The 18072-nt window shown below is 62.7% G+C and carries 18 protein-coding genes; 9 read left to right on the plus strand and 9 right to left on the minus strand.

The window, feature by feature from the left end:
- Positions 1 to 55 precede the first annotated feature (55 nt).
- The 4 genes from AC1DWA_RS21615 to AC1DWA_RS21630 are packed head-to-tail and all read left to right on the plus strand — an operon-like array spanning position 56 to position 3621.
- Positions 56 to 421: a RidA family protein gene (locus tag AC1DWA_RS21615; protein WP_019748335.1), complete on the plus strand. Its 366-nt coding sequence runs from the start codon at positions 56 to 58 to the stop codon at positions 419 to 421.
- 53 nt (positions 422 to 474) lie between these two features.
- A complete protein-coding gene (locus tag AC1DWA_RS21620; protein WP_020969555.1) occupies positions 475 to 1359 on the plus strand; it encodes a DUF5995 family protein in 885 nt (294 codons plus the stop codon).
- 49 nt (positions 1360 to 1408) lie between these two features.
- Entirely contained in the window at positions 1409 to 2842 is a 1434-nt protein-coding gene (locus AC1DWA_RS21625) for a putative nucleotidyltransferase substrate binding domain-containing protein (protein WP_223257836.1), read from the plus strand.
- Positions 2839 to 3621, plus strand: coding sequence for a Fic/DOC family protein (locus tag AC1DWA_RS21630; RefSeq protein ID WP_477846752.1), 783 nt, complete (start codon positions 2839 to 2841; stop codon positions 3619 to 3621). Before AC1DWA_RS21625 ends, AC1DWA_RS21630 begins: the two co-directional genes overlap by 4 nt.
- Here AC1DWA_RS21630 and AC1DWA_RS21635 read toward each other — a convergent pair.
- From AC1DWA_RS21635 to AC1DWA_RS21655, 5 genes are all read right to left on the minus strand, one after another.
- Positions 3599 to 3964 carry an AraC family ligand binding domain-containing protein gene (locus tag AC1DWA_RS21635; protein WP_133728024.1) on the minus strand — a complete coding sequence of 122 codons (366 nt, stop codon included), beginning with the start codon at positions 3962 to 3964 and terminating at the stop codon, positions 3599 to 3601. The two genes, AC1DWA_RS21630 and AC1DWA_RS21635, sit on opposite strands and share 23 nt — an antisense overlap.
- Before the next feature lie 159 nt (positions 3965 to 4123).
- Positions 4124 to 6106 carry a 5-oxoprolinase/urea amidolyase family protein gene (locus tag AC1DWA_RS21640; protein ID WP_060938527.1) on the minus strand — a complete coding sequence of 661 codons (1983 nt, stop codon included), beginning with the start codon at positions 6104 to 6106 and terminating at the stop codon, positions 4124 to 4126.
- Positions 6103 to 6756 (minus strand): urea amidolyase associated protein UAAP2, encoded by a 654-nt coding sequence (locus tag AC1DWA_RS21645; RefSeq protein ID WP_021332947.1) that lies wholly within the window; start codon positions 6754 to 6756, stop codon positions 6103 to 6105. Before AC1DWA_RS21645 ends, AC1DWA_RS21640 begins: the two co-directional genes overlap by 4 nt.
- On the minus strand, positions 6753 to 7586 hold the full coding sequence (locus AC1DWA_RS21650; protein WP_477846753.1) for an urea amidolyase associated protein UAAP1: 834 nt from the start codon (positions 7584 to 7586) through the stop codon (positions 6753 to 6755). The genes AC1DWA_RS21645 and AC1DWA_RS21650 overlap by 4 nt, the downstream gene beginning before the upstream one ends.
- A gap of 2 nt (positions 7587 to 7588) precedes the next feature.
- Positions 7589 to 9148, minus strand: coding sequence for an amino acid permease (locus AC1DWA_RS21655; protein WP_477917013.1), 1560 nt, complete (start codon positions 9146 to 9148; stop codon positions 7589 to 7591).
- A gap of 197 nt (positions 9149 to 9345) precedes the next feature.
- Between AC1DWA_RS21655 and AC1DWA_RS21660 the strand changes: the two genes are divergently transcribed.
- Positions 9346 to 10077, plus strand: a complete 732-nt coding sequence (locus AC1DWA_RS21660) for a TetR/AcrR family transcriptional regulator (protein WP_041814987.1) — start codon at positions 9346 to 9348, stop codon at positions 10075 to 10077.
- Positions 10078 to 10089: 12 nt separating this feature from the next.
- Here AC1DWA_RS21660 and AC1DWA_RS21665 read toward each other — a convergent pair whose 3' ends face one another.
- Positions 10090 to 10644, minus strand: a complete 555-nt coding sequence (locus tag AC1DWA_RS21665) for a LysM peptidoglycan-binding domain-containing protein (RefSeq protein WP_019748325.1) — start codon at positions 10642 to 10644, stop codon at positions 10090 to 10092.
- A 440-nt stretch (positions 10645 to 11084) separates the two neighbouring features.
- On the opposite strand from AC1DWA_RS21665, the gene AC1DWA_RS21670 reads away from it, so the two are divergent.
- Positions 11085 to 11732 (plus strand): hypothetical protein, encoded by a 648-nt coding sequence (locus AC1DWA_RS21670; protein WP_080910440.1) that lies wholly within the window; start codon positions 11085 to 11087, stop codon positions 11730 to 11732.
- A gap of 17 nt (positions 11733 to 11749) precedes the next feature.
- Here AC1DWA_RS21670 and AC1DWA_RS21675 read toward each other — a convergent pair whose 3' ends face one another.
- Genes AC1DWA_RS21675 through AC1DWA_RS21685 form a run of 3 tightly spaced genes read right to left on the minus strand, consistent with a single transcriptional unit; the run spans position 11750 to position 15831 of the window.
- Entirely contained in the window at positions 11750 to 13432 is a 1683-nt protein-coding gene (locus AC1DWA_RS21675; RefSeq protein WP_477846754.1) for an ATP-binding cassette domain-containing protein, read from the minus strand.
- Positions 13433 to 13447: 15 nt separating this feature from the next.
- Positions 13448 to 15211: a 3-oxosteroid 1-dehydrogenase gene (gene kstD / locus AC1DWA_RS21680; RefSeq protein ID WP_477846755.1), complete on the minus strand. Its 1764-nt coding sequence runs from the start codon at positions 15209 to 15211 to the stop codon at positions 13448 to 13450.
- Positions 15211 to 15831 (minus strand): TetR/AcrR family transcriptional regulator, encoded by a 621-nt coding sequence (locus tag AC1DWA_RS21685; RefSeq protein ID WP_308370542.1) that lies wholly within the window; start codon positions 15829 to 15831, stop codon positions 15211 to 15213. Before AC1DWA_RS21685 ends, kstD begins: the two co-directional genes overlap by 1 nt.
- Positions 15832 to 15989: 158 nt before the next feature.
- Here AC1DWA_RS21685 and AC1DWA_RS21690 point away from each other — a divergent pair, with 158 nt between their 5' ends.
- The 3 genes from AC1DWA_RS21690 to AC1DWA_RS21700 form a co-directional block, all read left to right on the plus strand.
- Positions 15990 to 16493 carry a nuclear transport factor 2-like protein gene (locus tag AC1DWA_RS21690; RefSeq protein ID WP_223257837.1) on the plus strand — a complete coding sequence of 168 codons (504 nt, stop codon included), beginning with the start codon at positions 15990 to 15992 and terminating at the stop codon, positions 16491 to 16493.
- Positions 16490 to 17545: a BUD32 family EKC/KEOPS complex subunit gene (locus AC1DWA_RS21695; RefSeq protein WP_477846756.1), complete on the plus strand. Its 1056-nt coding sequence runs from the start codon at positions 16490 to 16492 to the stop codon at positions 17543 to 17545. The genes AC1DWA_RS21690 and AC1DWA_RS21695 overlap by 4 nt, the downstream gene beginning before the upstream one ends.
- Before the next feature lie 80 nt (positions 17546 to 17625).
- On the plus strand, positions 17626 to 18072 hold a 447-nt coding region (locus AC1DWA_RS21700), incomplete at its 3' end, for an ABC transporter ATP-binding protein (RefSeq protein ID WP_477917015.1).

Here is an 18072-nt window from a genome sequence, read left to right on the forward strand (position 1 = left end):
CGAATACCCGACCGTGCCTCACCACGGCCGGGGAGTTGTTGGCAGAATTCGGGGCATGTCGAACAGAATCAATATTTCGTCCGGTTCCGAATGGGAACCCAAGATCGGTTACTCCCGTGCCGTGCGCATCGGTAACCAGATCGCAGTCTCTGGCACCACCGCTCCTGGTGAGACCCTCACAGATCAGACCCGCGCAGCGCTCGAAACTATCAAGGCAGCACTTGCCGAGGCCGGCGCCTCGCTCGACGACGTCATCCGCACTCGCATGTACCTGCGCGACATGACGCAGTGGGAGCAGGCCGCTCTCGCGCACGGTGAAGTGTTCGGCGAGATTCGTCCCGCCACGACCATCCTCGAGGTCAGCTCGCTGATCGACCCCGCTCTGCTCATCGAGATCGAGGCCGACGCGGTTCTCAGCTGATCGCCAATCCGGACATTTGTGAAATGGGCGCCTAGTCTGAGCCGATGAAACCGATGCGGCTGTATCCGTTGACGCTCGCGCTCGGCATCACCGCCGCTTTCCTCTCGCCCGGTTCTGCACTCGCAGATCCGGGCGAGAGTCTTTCGACGGCTTGCGGCAGCCAGTTGAGCAATGCCGAGGTAGGCCGGATTGCCGAACTCAGCGACGTCACGACGCTGAACGGTGCCGGACTGCCTCGGCTCGAGACCGCTGTCGAACGTCATCGTGAGATCACGTCGATCCTCGTCTCACACCACGATTGGCGAGGCTTGTTCTCCATCGGCCTCGACGCTGTCGAACACGAGGCGGTGATGCCGCTGCAGCGAGACCCTGCGGCCTTCGCCGATGACGAGTGGGCCCATTCCGTCAGCTTCGAATTGCTGCGCAGGTACCTGGTGAACGTCCATGCGGAGTTCACCGGTACTCCCACCGATCCGGCGTGGACCAACTACTTCGCCCTGACACGTCAGTGCGATGCCAGTCCAGCACGGGTTGCCATGGCCGGCTACAACGCGCATCTCACCGTCGACCTCGCTCACGCCGTCGCCACGTCCGGAACCACTGCGGAGGATGTCACGGATTTCTACAAAATCGTCGATTCCATTGCCGTCAAGGGTGGTTCGATCGTGACCCTCACCAAGGCCGAGTACGACGCCGATCTGGGGCCGCTCTGGCGGTTCTACTTCGTCGGCGAAGGACTCGACCGATTGGCCGGAAACTCGCAGCCCTCGGAACTGCTGCTCCGCGCCGCCGACAGCGGATACAACACCATCACACTGGCCAACGGATTCGCCCTCCAGAATCCGCAGACACGTCCCGGCGCAGAACAGGAGATCGACGCACTCTGGCGTACTACGGATTCCGCTCTCGACGTACTCTCGCGACTCGGCGGTCTCTGACATCTCACCCTCCGCTGCCTGAAACGGACACACCTGCGACAATGACCCCATGACGGGGCACTCGGCGGGGCAAGGCATCCAGAGTCCCGCCATGCGCCGGGTGCGAGACCTGTTGCGCGGGCCCGCAATTGTCTGCGACGGCCAGGCAACCATCCGCGAGGCCGCGAAGTTGATGACCGATGCGGGCCGCCGTGCTGTTGTGATCCCGACGGAGACAAGCGGTTTCGGAATCTTCACCGAAGGTGACCTACGCGCTCGCGTGGTAGTCGGTGGTATCGACAGCAATCAGCCGGTATCAACAGTGATGACGCCGTCAGCAGTGACAGTCGATCCGGATCGATTGGGCGCCGACGCCGTGACCGACATGCTCGAGTACGGATTGCGCCATCTCCCGGTCGTGACCGAGGCAGGCGCACTGATGGGTGTGCTCGAACTCAGCGACCTCCTGACTTCGGCCACCAATCAGGGTTTCGAACTGCGCGCAGCGCTCGCCACAGCACAGGACGACGCCCACCTCGTCGAAACAGCCCGCGCGGTCCCTGTTCTGGTGACGGAATTGGTGGCCTCACGGGTCTCACCGCTCGACATCGGCGCGACGCTGGCCGTGCTGATCGACGTGACGGTCAGGCGAGCCATCGAATTGGTGGTGGGCGGAGACGAGCGACCGGATTTCGCGTGGCTGTCGCTCGGCAGCGTCGCCAGGCGTGAAGCGCTCCCCTCTTCGGATATCGACAGTGCGCTGGTGTGGGGCGGCGAATCTCATCACGAGGGAGCCGACGCCGCGAAGACCATCCACGACATCCTCGATCTCTGCGGGTTCCCTCGCGACACCAAGAACGCCGTCGCGACCCAGGCCAGGTTTGCTCGGACGCTCCCACAATGGCGCACTGCGCTGCGGAAATGGGTATCCAATCCGTACCAGGACCAAGCCCTGGTCATGTTGTCGATGCTGGCGGATGCCCGCGTCGTCGCAGGCGATCCGGCGTTGGATCCTCGCCCTGCGGCGTTGGATCAACTGCGACTGCACCCGGCCGTCATGCGACTGCTCCTTCGCGAAGCGGTCGGAGACAAGGCAAAGCTCCATTCGTTCAAGGACGTGATGACGCGTCGGACCGGAACCGTCGACCTCAAAGCCAGCGCCGTCCAACCGATCGTGAACATCGCTCGATGGGCGGGGATTTCCGTGGGCGCCCGCACGAGTTCGACACTCGAACGTCTCAAGGCTGCAGCGGGAAGCGGTTTCCTACTCGACGACGACGCCCAGGTACTGATCGAATCTTTCGAGGTGTTGCAGCAGATTCGTGTCCGCCACCAGACCGATCAGTTCGCGGCAGGTCGGCCACCGACCGACGAAGTCGTGATCTCCGAACTCACTCCGCTCTCGCGGAGCTTGCTGAGCAATGCAGTGCGCGAGGTCGCAGGTGTGCAACGACGACTCGAATATGCCGCGTCCGCGTCGGCGCTACCCGACATCGACCCGTGAATCGCACTGCGCTCGAACAGGTTCTGGCGGCGGAGCGCCTCGAAGGCTGGGATCCGAGTAACGAGCAGATCGCGGAACTCGAGGCCGTCATGATCGGGATGCTCTCTCGGCGTGAGTATTTCGAGCAGGAATTGGCGCGAGCCGTCGGCCTGTCGTCACCAATTCCCCCGCGGATCCGCTGGCGAAGATCAGCGCCGTACGTCTATCGCGGTACATCGGTGCTCGAGAACAATTTCGACGTGCGAGATCCCGCCGCACTGCAATCACTCGAGTTCGCGGCGACCGCGCTTCGTCTGGGTGAGGCGCATCTCGGCGGCGACCTCGTACCGCACACGCGAGACACAGCCGAACTTCTCCTACTTCACCAGCACGTTTTCCAAGATCTGTACCAGTGGGCCGGACACATCAGAACCGTCGACATCAGGAAAGGTGCGGCAACGTTTGCTCCGGTCTCGGCGATTCGGAACTACCTGTCCGAGGTGGAAGAGATCATCGCCGCCGTCGATTGGGTAGCGCTCGATCACGGCGCTGCGTCGTTCGCGCTCGCATCGGTGTACTCGACGCTCAATCATGCCCACCCGTTTCGGGAAGGAAACGGGCGAACCGGAACACTCTTCCTGCACCGACTCGCCGCCGACACCCGATATCAGCTCGACTTGTCGCGGGTGAGCAGAACCGAGTGGGTATCCGCGTCCAGGGATTCTGCGCCTTTCCGGCCCACCGGGACCCCGTCGCCTCGCCCGTTCATCGATCTGTTCAATCGCGCTCTGACTCCCTGACGAGCCCGGTGAACGGAGTGCCGCTTTGCACTATCACCACAAGCATCCCGTGATCCGAWCCGGACTCGTGGATCTCGCCAGGGCTCCACAACACTGCCTCGCCTGACGCCATCGAGACCCGTCGACCGTCGCCTTCGGCTACCCAGCCCGAGCCGTCCACGACGACGTACAGCTGCCAGAGGTTCGCAGAGTGCTTCCCCAACAGGCTGTTCGGCCGACACCACGCGAAGTGACTCCTGAATTCTCCACCGTCCACCGAACGGGCGAGCTGCATCATGGTGATGTTCCGGCTGCCGTACTCGTCGGCGTCCAGGCTTCCTTGGGGCAGTGTCACGAATCGCATGGCTGAGTGTCGCTCACCTCGTCGACCTCCACAATGACCAACCATGAATGWCCAATGATGACAACCACCGCGGACTGAACACCGTTACTGCTGAGTGAGCACCGCTTCCGACACGCTGGAAGCGGTGCTCACTCGAAGAAAAGGGTGCTCACTCGACCATCAACCGGGCAGCGCGAACTCTCCCGCGTCGGACCAGCGCTGACGCTCGGCTCCGAATGCGACGGACTGCATCGCGCGGAACTCCTCGATCGAGCGCGAGTTCGACGCGAGGAACTCCTGATGCTCAGCCAGCGAGAAGCTGCCGTCCTCGATCTCGACTCCCCCGCCGCGGCCGGCCGCAGTGTCCGCGCGCAGATCCATCAGCTCTTCCGGCTCGACGGGGTACCAGGAGATCCGGTCGAAAAATCGCAGCAACCAGGGAGTGCCCTCCTCGAACGGGCCCGACTTCGCGGGGTGACGGTGATTCCACACCTGCGTCGTACGTCCGACGAACTGGTACCCACCTGGGCCTTCCATGCCGTAGATGCAGAGGTAAGCCCCACCGATCCCGACGGCGTTTTCGGGGGTCCAGGTGCGGGCGGGGTTGTACTTGGTCGTGACAAGGCGATGACGTGGGTCGAGCGGCGTCGCGACCGGAGCTCCGAGGTAGACGTCGCCGAGCCCGAGCACCATGTATTCGGCGCCGAAAACGGTGTCGAACACGTCGTTCACGGATTCGAGACCGTTCATCCGGCGGATGAACTCGATATTCCACGGGCACCACGGCGCGTCCGCACGCACTCCGTGCATGTACCGCTGGATCGCTTCGCGCGTAGCCGGGTCGTCCCACGACAGTGGCATCCGCACAGTGCGACTGGGCACAACGAGTTCGTTGGCCGCAGGCAAGGTGTCCTCCGCCTCGGCGAGCATTCCCATCAGTTTGCCGACGGGCAGCACGTCCGGGTCGACGCGGACCTGCAGGCTGCGGATTCCCGGGGTGAGATCGAGTAGTCCGGCCGGCTTCTCGGCTTCGAGTCGCTGATGCAGTGCATGTGCACGCGCACGTAGCGCCAGGTCGAGATTCATGTCGCCGTATTCGACCAACACATTGTCATCGCCTGAGCGCCGGTACGTGACCGCGGTGTCGCCGTCACGGCGAGCTATGACGCCGTCGTCGCCGTCACCACCGGAGGAATGAACAACCGAATTGGACGCTCGACGCGATACTCCGAGGTCACGGCGGGAAGCTGCCCGGTCGGCGCGGACCGGCACGAAGCGAATCTTGTTCCCGGGAGCCAACTGTCCGAGCTTCCAGCGATCAGCAGACACCACCGTGATCGGGCAGACGAAGCCGCCGAGGCTCGGTCCGTCGGGTCCGAGGAGGATGGGCGTGTCGCCGGTGAAGTCGAGTGCACCGATCGAATACGCGTTGTCGTGGATGTTCGAAGGGTGAAGTCCCGCTTCGCCGCCGGTGGTTCTGGCCCAGTCAGGTTTCGGACCGATCAACCGGACTCCGGTGCGGTCGGAGTTGAAGTGGACCTCGTACTCGGTCGCGTACAGCGTGTCGATGTCGGAGCGGGTGAAGAACTCCGGCGCCCCGTGCGGGCCCTCGGTCACCGCAAGTTCCCAGCACGTGTGTATCGCCGGAACATGCTCGGCGGGAACACCTCCCGCTGCCCCGGTCGCCTGTCCGAGTTTGAGAACGTCCCCCGCCCGCAAAGTCCTACCTTCGTGTCCACCGAACCTGCCCAGGGTGAAGGTCGACGCACTGCCGAGATAGTCGTCGGTCTCGATTCCGCCCTGTACGAGTACGTAGATGCGCAGTCCTGGGCCGCTGAGCGTCCCGACGTCGAGCACCGCTCCAGCGGGGACGAAAACAGGACGCCACTGACCGTGGGCGATGCCGTCGACGGTCACAGACACCGGAGCGCCCGTGACGCACACCGTGGTGTCCTCGTCGAACGTCATCGCAGGTCCGGCCATCGCGCATTCGATGCCGGGTGCGCCTTCGGGATTTCCGAGTGCGGTGTTTCCCAACCGAAACGACAGGTCGTCCATCGGGCCCGACGGTGGGACACCGATCTGCCAGTACCCGACGCGCCCTGGATAGTCCTGAACCGTCGTCAACATTCCGGGACGCACGATGGTCAGTTTTGCGTTCATTCGTCTGCCTCCGGCCGTGTGACGATCATGCGGACGGCCGTCGGATCGAAGCCGTTGCACGGGTTGTTGATCTGCGGGCAGTTGGACACGAGGACGAGCGCGTCGCGTTCGGCACGCAACGCGAGCCGCTTGCCTGGCGCAGACAGTCCGTCGACGATTCCGAGTGTGCCGTCGGGGTCGACCGGGACGTTCATGAAGAAGTTGATGTTGGACACCAGGTCCCGCTTGCCGAGCCCCCATTTTGCGCCCTCGACGAGGAAGTTCTCTACGCACGCGTGCTGATGCTTGGTGTGGTGGCCGTATCGCAGGGTGTTCGATTCCTGTGAGCACGCTCCGCCGACGGTGTCGTGGTTTCCGACCTCGTCCGCGACCAGGGTCATGAGTGGAGTTCCGTCGTCACTTCGGAGCACGGATCCTGTGGTCAGAAACAGATTCTGCTGCGCTGTGACCGTCGCTGCTGCCGAGTACCGAACGCTGTGATCGTCACCGGCAAAGACGAGTGTGTCGACGGCTTGATTTCCGTGCAGATCGACGATTGTCAGGACGTCGCCGGCGCGGACAACTGCGGACCACGGCCCGAACGCGTCAGCAATCTCGTCGAGGATCACCGTTCCGGGAACGAGGGCGGGGACATCCAGGGTGGTGGTCATGCGATCTCCTCCAGGTTCGAAGCCGTCCAGGCGTCTTCGGTATTGAGCACTGCGCGTTGGTATTCCGGCCCGAGATCGTCACGGCTGCCGAGTTCGTCGGCCGCGTTCCACGCGAGCACTTCGAGGGACGTGGTGGGAAACTCCAGCGCCGGATCGAGTGGGTGCGCGGTGTTGGCGATCATCACGATGACCGGCAGGTGGATCAGAAGGTCGACCGTCGCGCCGGCGCCGGCGGAACCCGTACTGGTGAGAGCGCCGTCCGCCTCGACGCGGACACCATGGAAGAAGGACAACGGTGGCGCTATGTCCTGCGGCCCGAGTCCGTTCTTCGCGGCAGCGACGGTGAACAGTTCACGACCGGCGGGTGAGGCACTGTGCAGCGAACCCTGCCCGTACTTCGCCTCGTTGGTAGCGCGTGACGTCGTTCCACAGAACGCGTCGTGGTGCCCCGACGTGTCGGCGACCACCGTCGCGAGGACTCGCCCCTGATCGGAGAGCAACGGGTGCCCGACACCGAGATAGGCCTGCCATGGCACCTTGACGGTATCGGCGACGTTGAGACGCTCCCAGGGGGCGTCGGCGCGGTATAGCAAGATGTTTGCACAGGCGCTGCCGACGATGTCGCGAAGTCGCAATCGGGTTCCTCGGGCGAGAACCTTGGTCGTGTATCGCCCACCCGGCACTGTTTCAGCCCAGGTCAGACGTTCGGGAGCGACGTCGTCGGGCGGGTTCGGCCAGCGGGTGGCCGGCAACACCGGCATGGAGTCTGTGATTGTTCCGGCCTGGGACCGGGCATGCTCGCGCGCTCCGGCGGTGGTCTGAGTACTCATGGTCAGGCTCCGATCGTGACGGGATTCGGGGTGGCGCGGCCACGTGGGAAGCAAGCGACTCCCAGCCCCACGACCAGCGCTACCGTGATGGGCGCGGCCCACTGCAGAATGGGGTACTCCCCGGTGGGGTTGAAGATCTCGGCTCGTGGCCAGGACAGGTTGATCACCATCAGCGCGCCGTACACAACCGCGGCGATGTTGACCGGAACTCCCCAGATGCCCAGGGAGAAAAGCTTTTTGCCTTCGGCGTCGAACTTGGGGCCGACTGCCGTGCGAGGCCATCCCTTGAGACGCTGAACCAGCAGCGGCACGGTCACCATGAGGTAGGCCAAGTAGATCAAGATGATGCATACGCTGGACAGGGTTGCGAAAATTGCCGAGTTGCCTACGTTGACGGCCAGGACGGCAATGCAGACCAGACCGATGAGGACGGACGGCGCGATAGGTGTTCCGGTGCGGGGGTTGACCTTTGCCAGTACCTGCGAGGCAGGAAGCCGCCCGTCGCGGGCCATGGAGAACATCAGCCGTGAAGCAGCAGTCTGAATGGCCAAGGTGCACACGAACACTGCGATCGAGACGTCGATCAACAAGACCGTGCCCCACGGCGAACTCAGAATAGAGGTCAGTACGTATGGCAAACCTTCCGTGGCCAGGCGTCCGTCKGTGAGTGAGGGCGCTGCCATCAACGCGCCGAGGATCATCAAGCCGCCGCCGAGTGCGGAAGCGGAGAGTGCAAGACGGATCGTACGAGGTGCGACGCGTCGGGGGTTGCGGGTCTCCTCGGCCAGTTCGCCTGCCGAACCGAAGCCGACCATGACGTAGGCAGCCATCAGTCCGGACATGATCCACGCCCAGGCGTATCCCGGCTGACCGCCGGCACTGCCGGTGTCGAAGACGACGTCCGGTCCGCGCTGAGCGTGGGTGAAGAACATCCCGATCACCGCGATGACACCGACGATTTCGCAGGTCACGCCTATGTTGTTGATACGCGACATCCAGTTGACGCCGATGCAGTTGATGAAGGTGGTCAGAACCAGAAGTACCGATCCGAGCAGCACGGCATTGGCAGCACCGCTCGAGGAGGTGAGTGCACTGTCCTCACCGATGATCTGGAACCCGCTCCACACATTCGGGAGCACGACCTGCAAGGCGATCGCGGCGGCCGACGCGGTGACGATCTGAGCGAGAATCATGAACCAACCCGCGAACCAGCCGACGATTTCACCACCCATCCGCCGCGACCACTGGTAGATGGCACCCGAAATCGGATATCTGGCAGCAAGTTCCGCAAAGTTGAGGGCCACCATGAACTGACCGATGAATACGACGGGCCAGGTCCAGAAGAACGCCGGACCCGCGAAACCGAAACCGAGGCCGAACAATTGAAAGATCGTGGTCAGGATGGAAACGAAGGAGAAGCCCGCGGCGAACGACGCGAACTTTCCCAGCGATCGATGCAGCTGCTGCTCGTAGCCKAACTCCGCGAGGTCACCGTCGTCGTGAGGCGAAGAGGCGAGTGCGGATGCGGTGGTGGGCTGCGCAGCCGGGGTGGTTGCACTCAACGGCGTACTCCTTCGGCGAAGCGATTCAGAGGCGAATAACTGTCGATTGATAGTTTTCGCGAAATCCACTCGCCGCAGGTGACGCCCGCGTATACGATTCGCCTGATTCTGTAACAGGCTCGTTGAGTACGTTTCGAGCACGTGACCGAATGCTCACAGCGACGGCCACCCCGCATGTAAGGCCAGAGCCTGCCACTATGGAAGGCGTGACCAACGCCGGCCCCGGACGACCCCGCCTGACCGCTCGCCGACGCCCGGGTGGGACTGCCCGGGCGGAGATCTTGGATGCAGCCGCTGAACTGTTCACCACCCGAGGCTTCGCCGCGACGTCGACACGCCACATCGCCGAAGCAGTCGGAATGCGTCAGGCGTCGCTGTACAACCATTTCGCCACCAAGGACGACATCCTGGTTGCACTGCTCGCCGACACCGTGACTCCGGCGCTCGACTTCGCGGAGAATCTCAGGCCACGCGGCACCTCACCCGAGGTGAAGCTGTACGCGCTTTCGTACATCGACGCGGCCCAACTGATCACCGGACGGTGGAACCTCGGTGTCCTCTATCTCTTGCCGGAACTGAGAAGCGACAGGTTCATGTCGTTCCGAGCCGATCGCGATCGGCTTCGCGAGCAATACCGGGCCCTCGCCCAGGCAGTGCTCGACGCGATTGACGATCCAGCATCAACTCACCTGGCCGAGCTTCCGTTTCGCCTGGTAGAAAGCGTGATCAGCGCGCGAGCCGACGCACTCGAAGGCACCCCGATCCCCAACGCCGCCGTCATCGCCGGGTCGGCACTGCACATTCTGGGGTGGCGCCAGGATCTTGATCCCATCCACACGGAAGCGGCAGAGCTAATTGCGAACGCAGAAACGCCGAAACTGTCCGGGGCTGCATCAGCTCCGGACAATTTCGACGCAATGAGGACCTAAACGGCCACGAGACTAGACCGAGAGGGACTGTCCCGGGAAGATCAGGTTGATGTTCGGGACCTGGCTGGCGAGGTTCTCGAGCGAGATGCCGTGTGCAGCAGCGATCTTCGACAGGGTGTCGCCTGCCTTGACCACGTAGTTGCCGCTTCCGGTGCTTGCTGCCGGAGCCGACTCGACGGAAGCCTCAGCGGTGACGGGGGCTGCTGCGGCCTCGTAGTTGCCTGCGGTGGTGCCGGTGGTCAGGTACTGACCGCAGACGGGCCATGCGCCGACGCCCTGGCCTGCGAGAACGTTCTCGGCGACACGGATCTGCTCAGACTGGCTGGCGTTGGCAGCGTTGCCCGATCCACCGAACGCGTTCCAGGTGCTCTGTGTGAACTGCAGTCCGCCGTAGAAGCCGTTTCCGGTGTTGGCGGCCCAGTTACCGGAGGACTCGCAGTTTGCGACTCCGGACCAGTCGTGGCCGGCTGCCGAAGCGGTGCCGGTGCTCATGGCGAGCGGGATTGCGACGACTGCGCCTGCGGTTGCAACTGCGCCGAGGGCGCGCTTGAAGGTGATGCTGGTCATTGGGTAAATCCTCTCCGCTACCGCGGACGAGGTCGGCCCGGACGCTTTCACGTCTCGTCGATCGACTCGTCTGTTTCACTCCTGCCCCGCGAAGGTTTCGGGAGTACCGGACCCGCGGGGCAGAAGCACGCAGTTGCGGGTCGGTGTTTGCCCGGTAGTTTCGGGCTGTCAACGACCGTAGGCGATGGTCACGGATTGGTCACGGGGCAGTTTTCCGGCACTGCCGTACCAGATTCAGTCGAGATTCAAGAAATAACCACAGGTCAACTAGTTGATTCGAGCTTCAACCATACCGATCGTTATCCGTCCGTTATGTGGCAACCGTCACTGCGATTTTGTGACCCCCCGCACCGAAACAGGCCGTGTCGGAACGCAAAACAGCCCCATTCAAATGTTAAGAGAGTCCTGGCAACGAGCAAAAACCAACCGCCCCAATCATTATGGAGAATGAACTGGTGATCGTCGCAGTAGAAGGACCCAGCGCCGCCGGCAAGACCACCTGGTGCCGAACCCAACTCGGTGGACAAACGGCACCGGAAGGATTCGTCGCCGAGTATCAGCCCACGGGGCGCGAGCCGGACGGCACGGATCTCGACGTCCAGGCAAGTTACTGGGCAACCGTCAATTCGAAGCGATGGTCGCAAGCGGAAGAACTCGAATCGAGAACCGGGATCGCGCTCTGCGACAGCGACCCGCTGAAACTGCACTACAGCTGGTGTCTCGCCGCGGTGGGCGCCGCACCTCGGGAGCGATTCGAGTACGAGCTCGAGGCAGTCGAGACGGCTTTTACGCGCCTCGAACTGGGTCTCGCGGATCTGACCGTCATCTCGATACCGTCACCGAAGCAACTTCGACTGCAGCGCGAAGGAGACCCCAGCCGCCGACGACGGCATTTCGAGCTTCACGCGGCGCTCGCCGAGCCGCTCACCCACTGGTACTCGGCGGTGGACAGGGTGGATCCAGGTCGCGTTCTGTGGGGCTTCCCGACACTGCTCGATCTTTCGCGCTGTCCCCCACCTCGATCGGATCGCAGCGATCCGGGCCTCCTGCGCGCGATGCTCAACGAGTTGCCGCCACTCCCCAGATAGCAAGCGGCTACTCGATCTCAGCGCGCTCGTTCGACCCTGGCCTCGTCCCACACCGGAGACTCGCTCTCGTACACGTTCCCGTCCGATCCGAATACCAGGAACCTGTCGAACCCGCGCGCGAACCAACGATCGTGGGTTACCGAGATGACGGTGCCGGCAAACTGTGCGATGCCCTGTTCGAGCGCGTCAGCCGAATGAAGGTCGAGGTTGTCGGTCGGCTCGTCGAGCAGCAACATCGTGGCGCCGGAAAGCTCGAGGAGCAGAATCTGCAGGCGCGCCTGCTGTCCGCCGGACAGGTCGTCGTACTTCTGTTCGACTGCTTGGGACAATCCGTAACGGTCGAGCGCGCGGCTCGCCGCTTCACGCCCCATTCCGTTTCGGTGTTCGTCGCCCATGTGCAGGATCTCGAGCAGCGTGTTCCCGGTCAGATCAGGCCTGGAATGGGTCTGCGCAAACAATCCGGGACGTACCCGGGCACCCAGCGTCGCAGTACCCCCGTGCTCGACCGGCGCGATGTCGAGCGCCTCGACGGGCAGATGCTCGGTCCCCGGATCGGTCCCACCACCCGCCAAGAGACGAAGGAAATGTGACTTCCCGGATCCATTGGAGCCCAGCACGGCAACCCGATCTCCGTACCAGATCTCGGTGTCGAAAGGCTTCATCAATCCGGTCAACTCGAGATCCTGACATACCAACGCGCGCTTGGCGGTTCGCCCGCCCGCCAGCCGAACTGTCACCTTCTGCTGAAGTGGAATCGCTTCGGGTGGCCCTGCCTCCTCGAACTTCGCCAACCTGGTTTGCGAGGCGTGATACCGCGCAGCGACGCCGTCGTTGAACTTGGCCTTTTCACGCAATCGCAGAACCAGGGCACGCAGTTTCGCGTGCTCCTCGTCCCAGCGTCGACGCAGTTCTTCGAATCGAGCGTTCCGATCTTCGCGGGCCTGGTGGTAGCTGGCCAGCCCAGCGCCGTGGGTCCACGACGTTGCGCCGCTGATTCCGGGCTCGAGCGTCACGATGTGGGTGGCCGCGTTGGCGATCAGTTCGCGGTCGTGGCTGACGAACAAAACCACTTTCGACGATTCCGAGATCGCCTTTTCCAGCCATCGCTTGCCCGGAACATCGAGGTAGTTGTCCGGCTCGTCCAGCAGGAGTGCGTCGTCGGGCCCAGCGAACAGTGCTTCGAGAACCAACCGTTTCTGCTCGCCACCGCTGAGCGAGTTGGCCGCGCGCCACTTCGCACGGTCATAAGGAACACCGAGAGCCGCGGTAGTGACCTTGTCCCAGAAGTCTTCGGTCTCGTAGCCGCCCACATCGGCCCAATCGGCCAGCGCGTGCGAATACTTCATTTGAGTTGATTCCTCGTCGCGCTCGATCATCGCGTTTTCTGCCGTATCGAGCGCCAGTGCTGCATCCCGGATCCGCGCCGGAGAGACGGACAACAGAAGATCGCGCACGGTGGACTCGTCGCGAACCTGGCCGACGAATTGCCGCATCACGCCCAGTGTTCCGGATCGAGTGACAGCGCCCTCGTCAGCGACGGCGTCTCCGGCGACAATGCGAAGCAATGTCGTCTTACCAGTCCCGTTGGGCCCGATCAGTGCAGTTTTTGCACCGTTTCCGACCCGAAAGCTGACACCGCTGAGCAGTTGTCGACCATCAGGAAGGAAGTAGTCGACGTCGGCGATGTTGAGGTGGGTCACGCTCTCAAGGGAACCCTACCCACGGCGATCTGCCAAACCATTATTCCGGCCTTCGGTGTCGAGTTCACGACCGTCATGGGATCGTCCGACCGCATCGAGCGCGGCCAGATATCCGAAAACCATTGCGGGACCGATAGTTGCACCTGGACCGGCATAGGTATGACCCATGACCGGCGAGCTGGTATTTCCTGCTGCGTAGAGCCCGTCGATGACCGAACCGTCGGCGCGCAACGCTCGCGCGCGAGCGTCCGTGTTGATGCCGCCTTTGGTCCCCAGGTCTCCGGGCACCATCTTCGCGGCATAGAACGGACCCTTCGTGAGTTCTCCGAGGCTGGGGTTGGGCTTGTTGGTGCAGTCGCCGTAGTAGTGGTCGTATCTGCTTGTCCCACGGCCGAAGTCGCGATCGACTCCGTCGCGCGCGTGACTGTTGAATCGTGTGATGGTCGCGGACAGCGCATCGCCCGGCACTCCGATCTCGGCAGCGAGTTCGGCAATAGATCCAGCTCGCACGATCGCACCCGATTCGATCCACGACCGAGGTATCGGCCTGCGCGCCGGCACTCCCGCGAACAGGTAACGGTCACGGTACGTCTGATCGAAGATCAGCCAAGCCGGGATGTTTTCAGCGGGTCCTTCACCTCGGCCGTACTTTCCGCCGAACATGGCGTGCGCGGCTTCGACGTAGGGAAGCGACTCGTTCATGAAGCGCTGACCGCTGGCGTTGACCATCAGGCTTCGAGGCAACGAGCGTTCCGCCAAGGCGAACCACGGGCCTTTGGGCAGCGGGATCGACGGGGCCCACCACGCGTCGTCCATGTACGAAATTGCCGCGTCGACGCGTAGAGCTGCACGTATACCGTCTCCGGTATTGGTCGGTGCCCCGAGAGTCCACTGCGCACTACTCGGCCGGCGCTGGTACTCGCCTCGCATGTCGTCGTTGTTGTCGAACCCGCCGCACGCGAGGATGACACCGCATCGAGCCTGCATGGTTCTCTGCACTCCCCCGGACTCGAGTCGCACACCCACGACACGATCATTGTCGGTAACCAGATCCACAAGCCTCGTCCCGAGCTCGACCGTCACGCCGGCGTCCCGAACTCCGAGCATCAGTTCCGCCATGAGCGCCGGCCCGAGCCCGATCAGCTTCTTCTTCCGAGCCTTCGCGACCAGGGATCTCATTCCCACCCGAAGCATTCGCACCGGCCCCCTCCAATGCCGAACCCCCGTGCTCAGCCAACGGTAATCAGATTGTTGGACAACCATGTTGAGCGGCACCTTCATGTACGGCGGATGAAGGGTCGCGAGATCGTCGCCCAGAGCTCGCGCGTCGAACGGGCGCGGCTCGCACGAGCGGCCGCTTGCAAGTCCGCCGGGTGCCTCGGGAAAGTAGTCGGAGTAACCCTTCACCCATTCGAGCTCGAGTGCGGAGTGCCGAATCAGGAAATCGAGGGCTTCCGGGCCTCGATCGATATACGTGTCGATACGGTCGCTGTCTGCATCCTCTCCGACAATGCTCTTCAGATATGTTCGCGCAGAATCGATATCATCTGCCGGCGCCTCGCGGCGAAGTATCGAGTTTCCCGGAATCCACACTCCGCCCCCGGACCGGGACGACGAACCGCCCCAGTACTCCGACTTCTCCACGAGAATTGTCGAGAGTCCGTTGCGGGCTGCAGTGATGGCTGCGGACATGCCGGCAGCCCCCGATCCCACAACGATCACATCCACCACTGGCACATCCACTACCGAGAGCTCGGAGTTGCGAGAGTTCTCGTTCATCACTGATCACGACCTTTCGTGTCATCGTCATCCTGCGTGCGCCACCGGGATCCCTGAACCGCGTCGAGTGCCCCCTCGACGCACACGGGAAGTGATGCCCCACGCTTCTGGGGGTTACGTATCCATTGCCGATAGCCGAACTCCGCCGCCGCCAACATCAAGTGAACGAGTAGTCCTGGTCGGCTGTCATTTTCAGGATCGAGTTGCATTCGTTGTGCCACCAACTCCACCAACCGATCACGATGCTCGGGCGCGATCAGCGCGACTCGATCCATCAGGTGCGGCGCGGTGCGGAACGCTGCTCGCCACTGATCGATCTCCGCGGACTCGAAAGCATTGGAACGCTCGAGGATTGCCCGCGAGATCGCAAGATCAGCCGACTCAGATGCCGGGCGATTCTCGAGCAGTGTCACGATCCCGGCACCGCCCTGCCTGACCGGGTCCAACAGCAGATCCTCTTTGTTACGAACGTGCCGGAAGTACGTACTCGCCGACACCCCCGCTGCTGCCGCAATCTGCTCGGTGGTCACATCCTCGAAACCGTCACGCGCGAACAGATCGAATGCCGCACGTTGAATGTCTGCTCGCACCTGCAACCGTTGTCTCTCCCGTAGTGACATCAGCAACGTCCTCCCGCCTCGGCCGAGATCCGGCCATTCTCGATAATGCGAGTCTCACCTATTATGACAGTCACTGTCAATATCCAATTCTCTGTCAGATATCAGCAGACCCCGGCATTTCGTTGACAGGGCATTCGATGCCACGACAAGCTTCGAAGATGAAACGATGGTTCGCGGCGGGCTTCGGAACGGCGATCGTCTCGCGATCACTTCTGCGCAAAGCACTCATCTTCAAGTTCCGACGCGACGTCCGTGCACTCAATTCCGGCAACTACCGGCCGCTGTTGAATTCCTATCACCACCACGCGGTGCTCAGATTCGCCGAGGGTGATCATCGGTGGGCAGGAGTGCATGCCGGACGGGACCAAATCGAGACGTTTCTCCAGGAATTTGTCGACGCGGGGCTTCAAGGCGCGGTCACCGAAGCGTATTTCGGTGGTCCGCTCTGGCGCATGACACTGCTCGTCCGATTCGACGACCGAGCCCTAGGCCCGGACGGCGCCGTCATCTATCAAAATCGAACAGTGCTTCTCGTTCGAACCAAGTGGGGAAGAATCGTCGAGCAGGAGGACTACTACGAGGACACCGCCAGAATCGGTGACTTCGACAGACGGCTCCGCGAAATCGAAGCCGGACGAGCCTGTGGCACAGTCGCGGAATGACGGACGTCAGGATTGACCGCCACCGGAAACTATCAGCATTCCTGTCTTCCCAGAACGATGTCGAACTGGCCCTACTGGTCGACACCGCTCGAGTCTCGAGCGTAGGCGTGGGCGGCGCCGCAGGACTCGTCGGTGTCTGCGAAAACGGGTTCGACAGCGTTCCGGTATTCACCAAACGCATCCCACTGACCGAACAGGAACTCGCCGACGTGGGCTCTACTTCCAACCATTTCGACTTGCCGACGTTCTGCCAGTACGGCATTGGGGGCCCGAGCTTCAACGCCTGGCGAGAGCTGGCCGCGAACGTCATGGTCACAGAGGCCGTTCTGGCCGGCGAAACACAGTCGTTCCCAATGCTTTACCACTGGCGGGTGCTGCCCGGTCGATCGCCGGTTGCACCCGAACACGCCGACATCGCTTCCGTTCCCACCGCCTGCGCCAGTAGTGAAGCGCGGGTCCGCCTCGAAGCACTCGCCACTGCGCCGTGCAGCCTCGTACTGTTCTGCGAGTACATCGCACACCCGATCTCGGATTGGCTGCATGACAACCCGGCCGCCAAAGCTGCCGAAGTCGAGCGACAGTTTTCGGAGATCGTGGCGTTCTTACGCGATCGACAGTTGCTGCACATGGACGGACATTTCGGCAACATGCGCACCGATATGGAGCGGATCTATCTCACCGACTTCGGACTGGCCACATCCCCACACTTCGACCTGTCGACTACCGAACATGACTTCGTCCGGCGCCATGCCACCCATGACGCCGACTACGCCGCCATGCTTCTGGTCAACTGGCTGGTCACCGAGGTCTGCGGAGTGCCGAGACCGAAACACGGCGGACCAGTCGCCCGCAACCAGTACGTACGACGATGCGCCACAGGTCATGTCCCAGGTGATGTGGCACCGGAGGTGGCCGCGATCTTGACCCGGCACGCGCCCGCCGCTGCGAGAATGAACGACTTCTACTGGCGATTGTTCGACGGCGACTTCGACGCGCCCTACCCTCATGCCGCGGCAGTTCCGACTTCCGGTCGAGGACAGGGTTTTCCCTGAACTGCCGTCTCCACATCTCAGGGTCCATGTCATCCTCCGGACCGATGTGCTGGTCAGCGCCGTAAGGCACAGTTCTCCTCATGATTGAACTGAGGGGATTGACCAAGGTTTACGGACCGACGAAAGCGGTGGACGATTTGTCGTTCACGGTCAAGCCGGGCATCGTGACGGGCTTTCTGGGCCCGAACGGTGCGGGTAAGTCGACGACGATGCGGATGATCCTGGGTTTGGATCAGCCGACGTCGGGTGCGGCGTTGATCGACGGCAAGCCGKACCGGGAGTTGAAGACGCCATTGCGGACTGTCGGCGCGTTGTTGGATGCGAAGTGGGTGCACCCCAATCGCAGTGCGCGGGCGCATCTGCAGTGGATGGCCGCTTCGAACGGGATCCCGAAGTCCCGCGTCGACGAGGTGCTCGGGTTGGTCGGATTGTCCGAGGTGGCGGGSAAGAAGGCCGGCGGGTTCTCGYTSGGTATGTCGCAGCGTCTCGGGTTGGCGGGTGCGTTGTTGGGTGATCCGAAGGTGTTG

The sequence above is a fragment of the Rhodococcus sp. P4_F3_2 genome (genome assembly GCF_056401335.1).

Bases quoted from the DNA above. Each gene is read 5' to 3' on its own strand.
- AC1DWA_RS21615 (WP_019748335.1), top strand. From the start codon at position 56: ATGTCGAACAGAATCAATATTTCGTCCGGTTCCGAATGGGAACCCAAG.
- AC1DWA_RS21620 (WP_020969555.1), top strand. From the start codon at position 475: ATGCGGCTGTATCCGTTGACGCTCGCGCTCGGCATCACCGCCGCTTTC.
- AC1DWA_RS21625 (WP_223257836.1), top strand. From the start codon at position 1,409: ATGACGGGGCACTCGGCGGGGCAAGGCATCCAGAGTCCCGCCATGCGC.
- AC1DWA_RS21640 (WP_060938527.1), bottom strand. From the start codon at position 6,106: ATGAACGCAAAACTGACCATCGTGCGTCCCGGAATGTTGACGACGGTT.
- AC1DWA_RS21645 (WP_021332947.1), bottom strand. From the start codon at position 6,756: ATGACCACCACCCTGGATGTCCCCGCCCTCGTTCCCGGAACGGTGATC.
- AC1DWA_RS21650 (WP_477846753.1), bottom strand. From the start codon at position 7,586: ATGAGTACTCAGACCACCGCCGGAGCGCGCGAGCATGCCCGGTCCCAG.
- AC1DWA_RS21660 (WP_041814987.1), top strand. From the start codon at position 9,346: ATGGAAGGCGTGACCAACGCCGGCCCCGGACGACCCCGCCTGACCGCT.
- AC1DWA_RS21665 (WP_019748325.1), bottom strand. From the start codon at position 10,644: ATGACCAGCATCACCTTCAAGCGCGCCCTCGGCGCAGTTGCAACCGCA.
- AC1DWA_RS21670 (WP_080910440.1), top strand. From the start codon at position 11,085: ATGGAGAATGAACTGGTGATCGTCGCAGTAGAAGGACCCAGCGCCGCC.
- kstD (WP_477846755.1), bottom strand. From the start codon at position 15,211: ATGAACGAGAACTCTCGCAACTCCGAGCTCTCGGTAGTGGATGTGCCA.
- AC1DWA_RS21685 (WP_308370542.1), bottom strand. From the start codon at position 15,831: ATGTCACTACGGGAGAGACAACGGTTGCAGGTGCGAGCAGACATTCAA.
- AC1DWA_RS21690 (WP_223257837.1), top strand. From the start codon at position 15,990: ATGAAACGATGGTTCGCGGCGGGCTTCGGAACGGCGATCGTCTCGCGA.
- AC1DWA_RS21695 (WP_477846756.1), top strand. From the start codon at position 16,490: ATGACGGACGTCAGGATTGACCGCCACCGGAAACTATCAGCATTCCTG.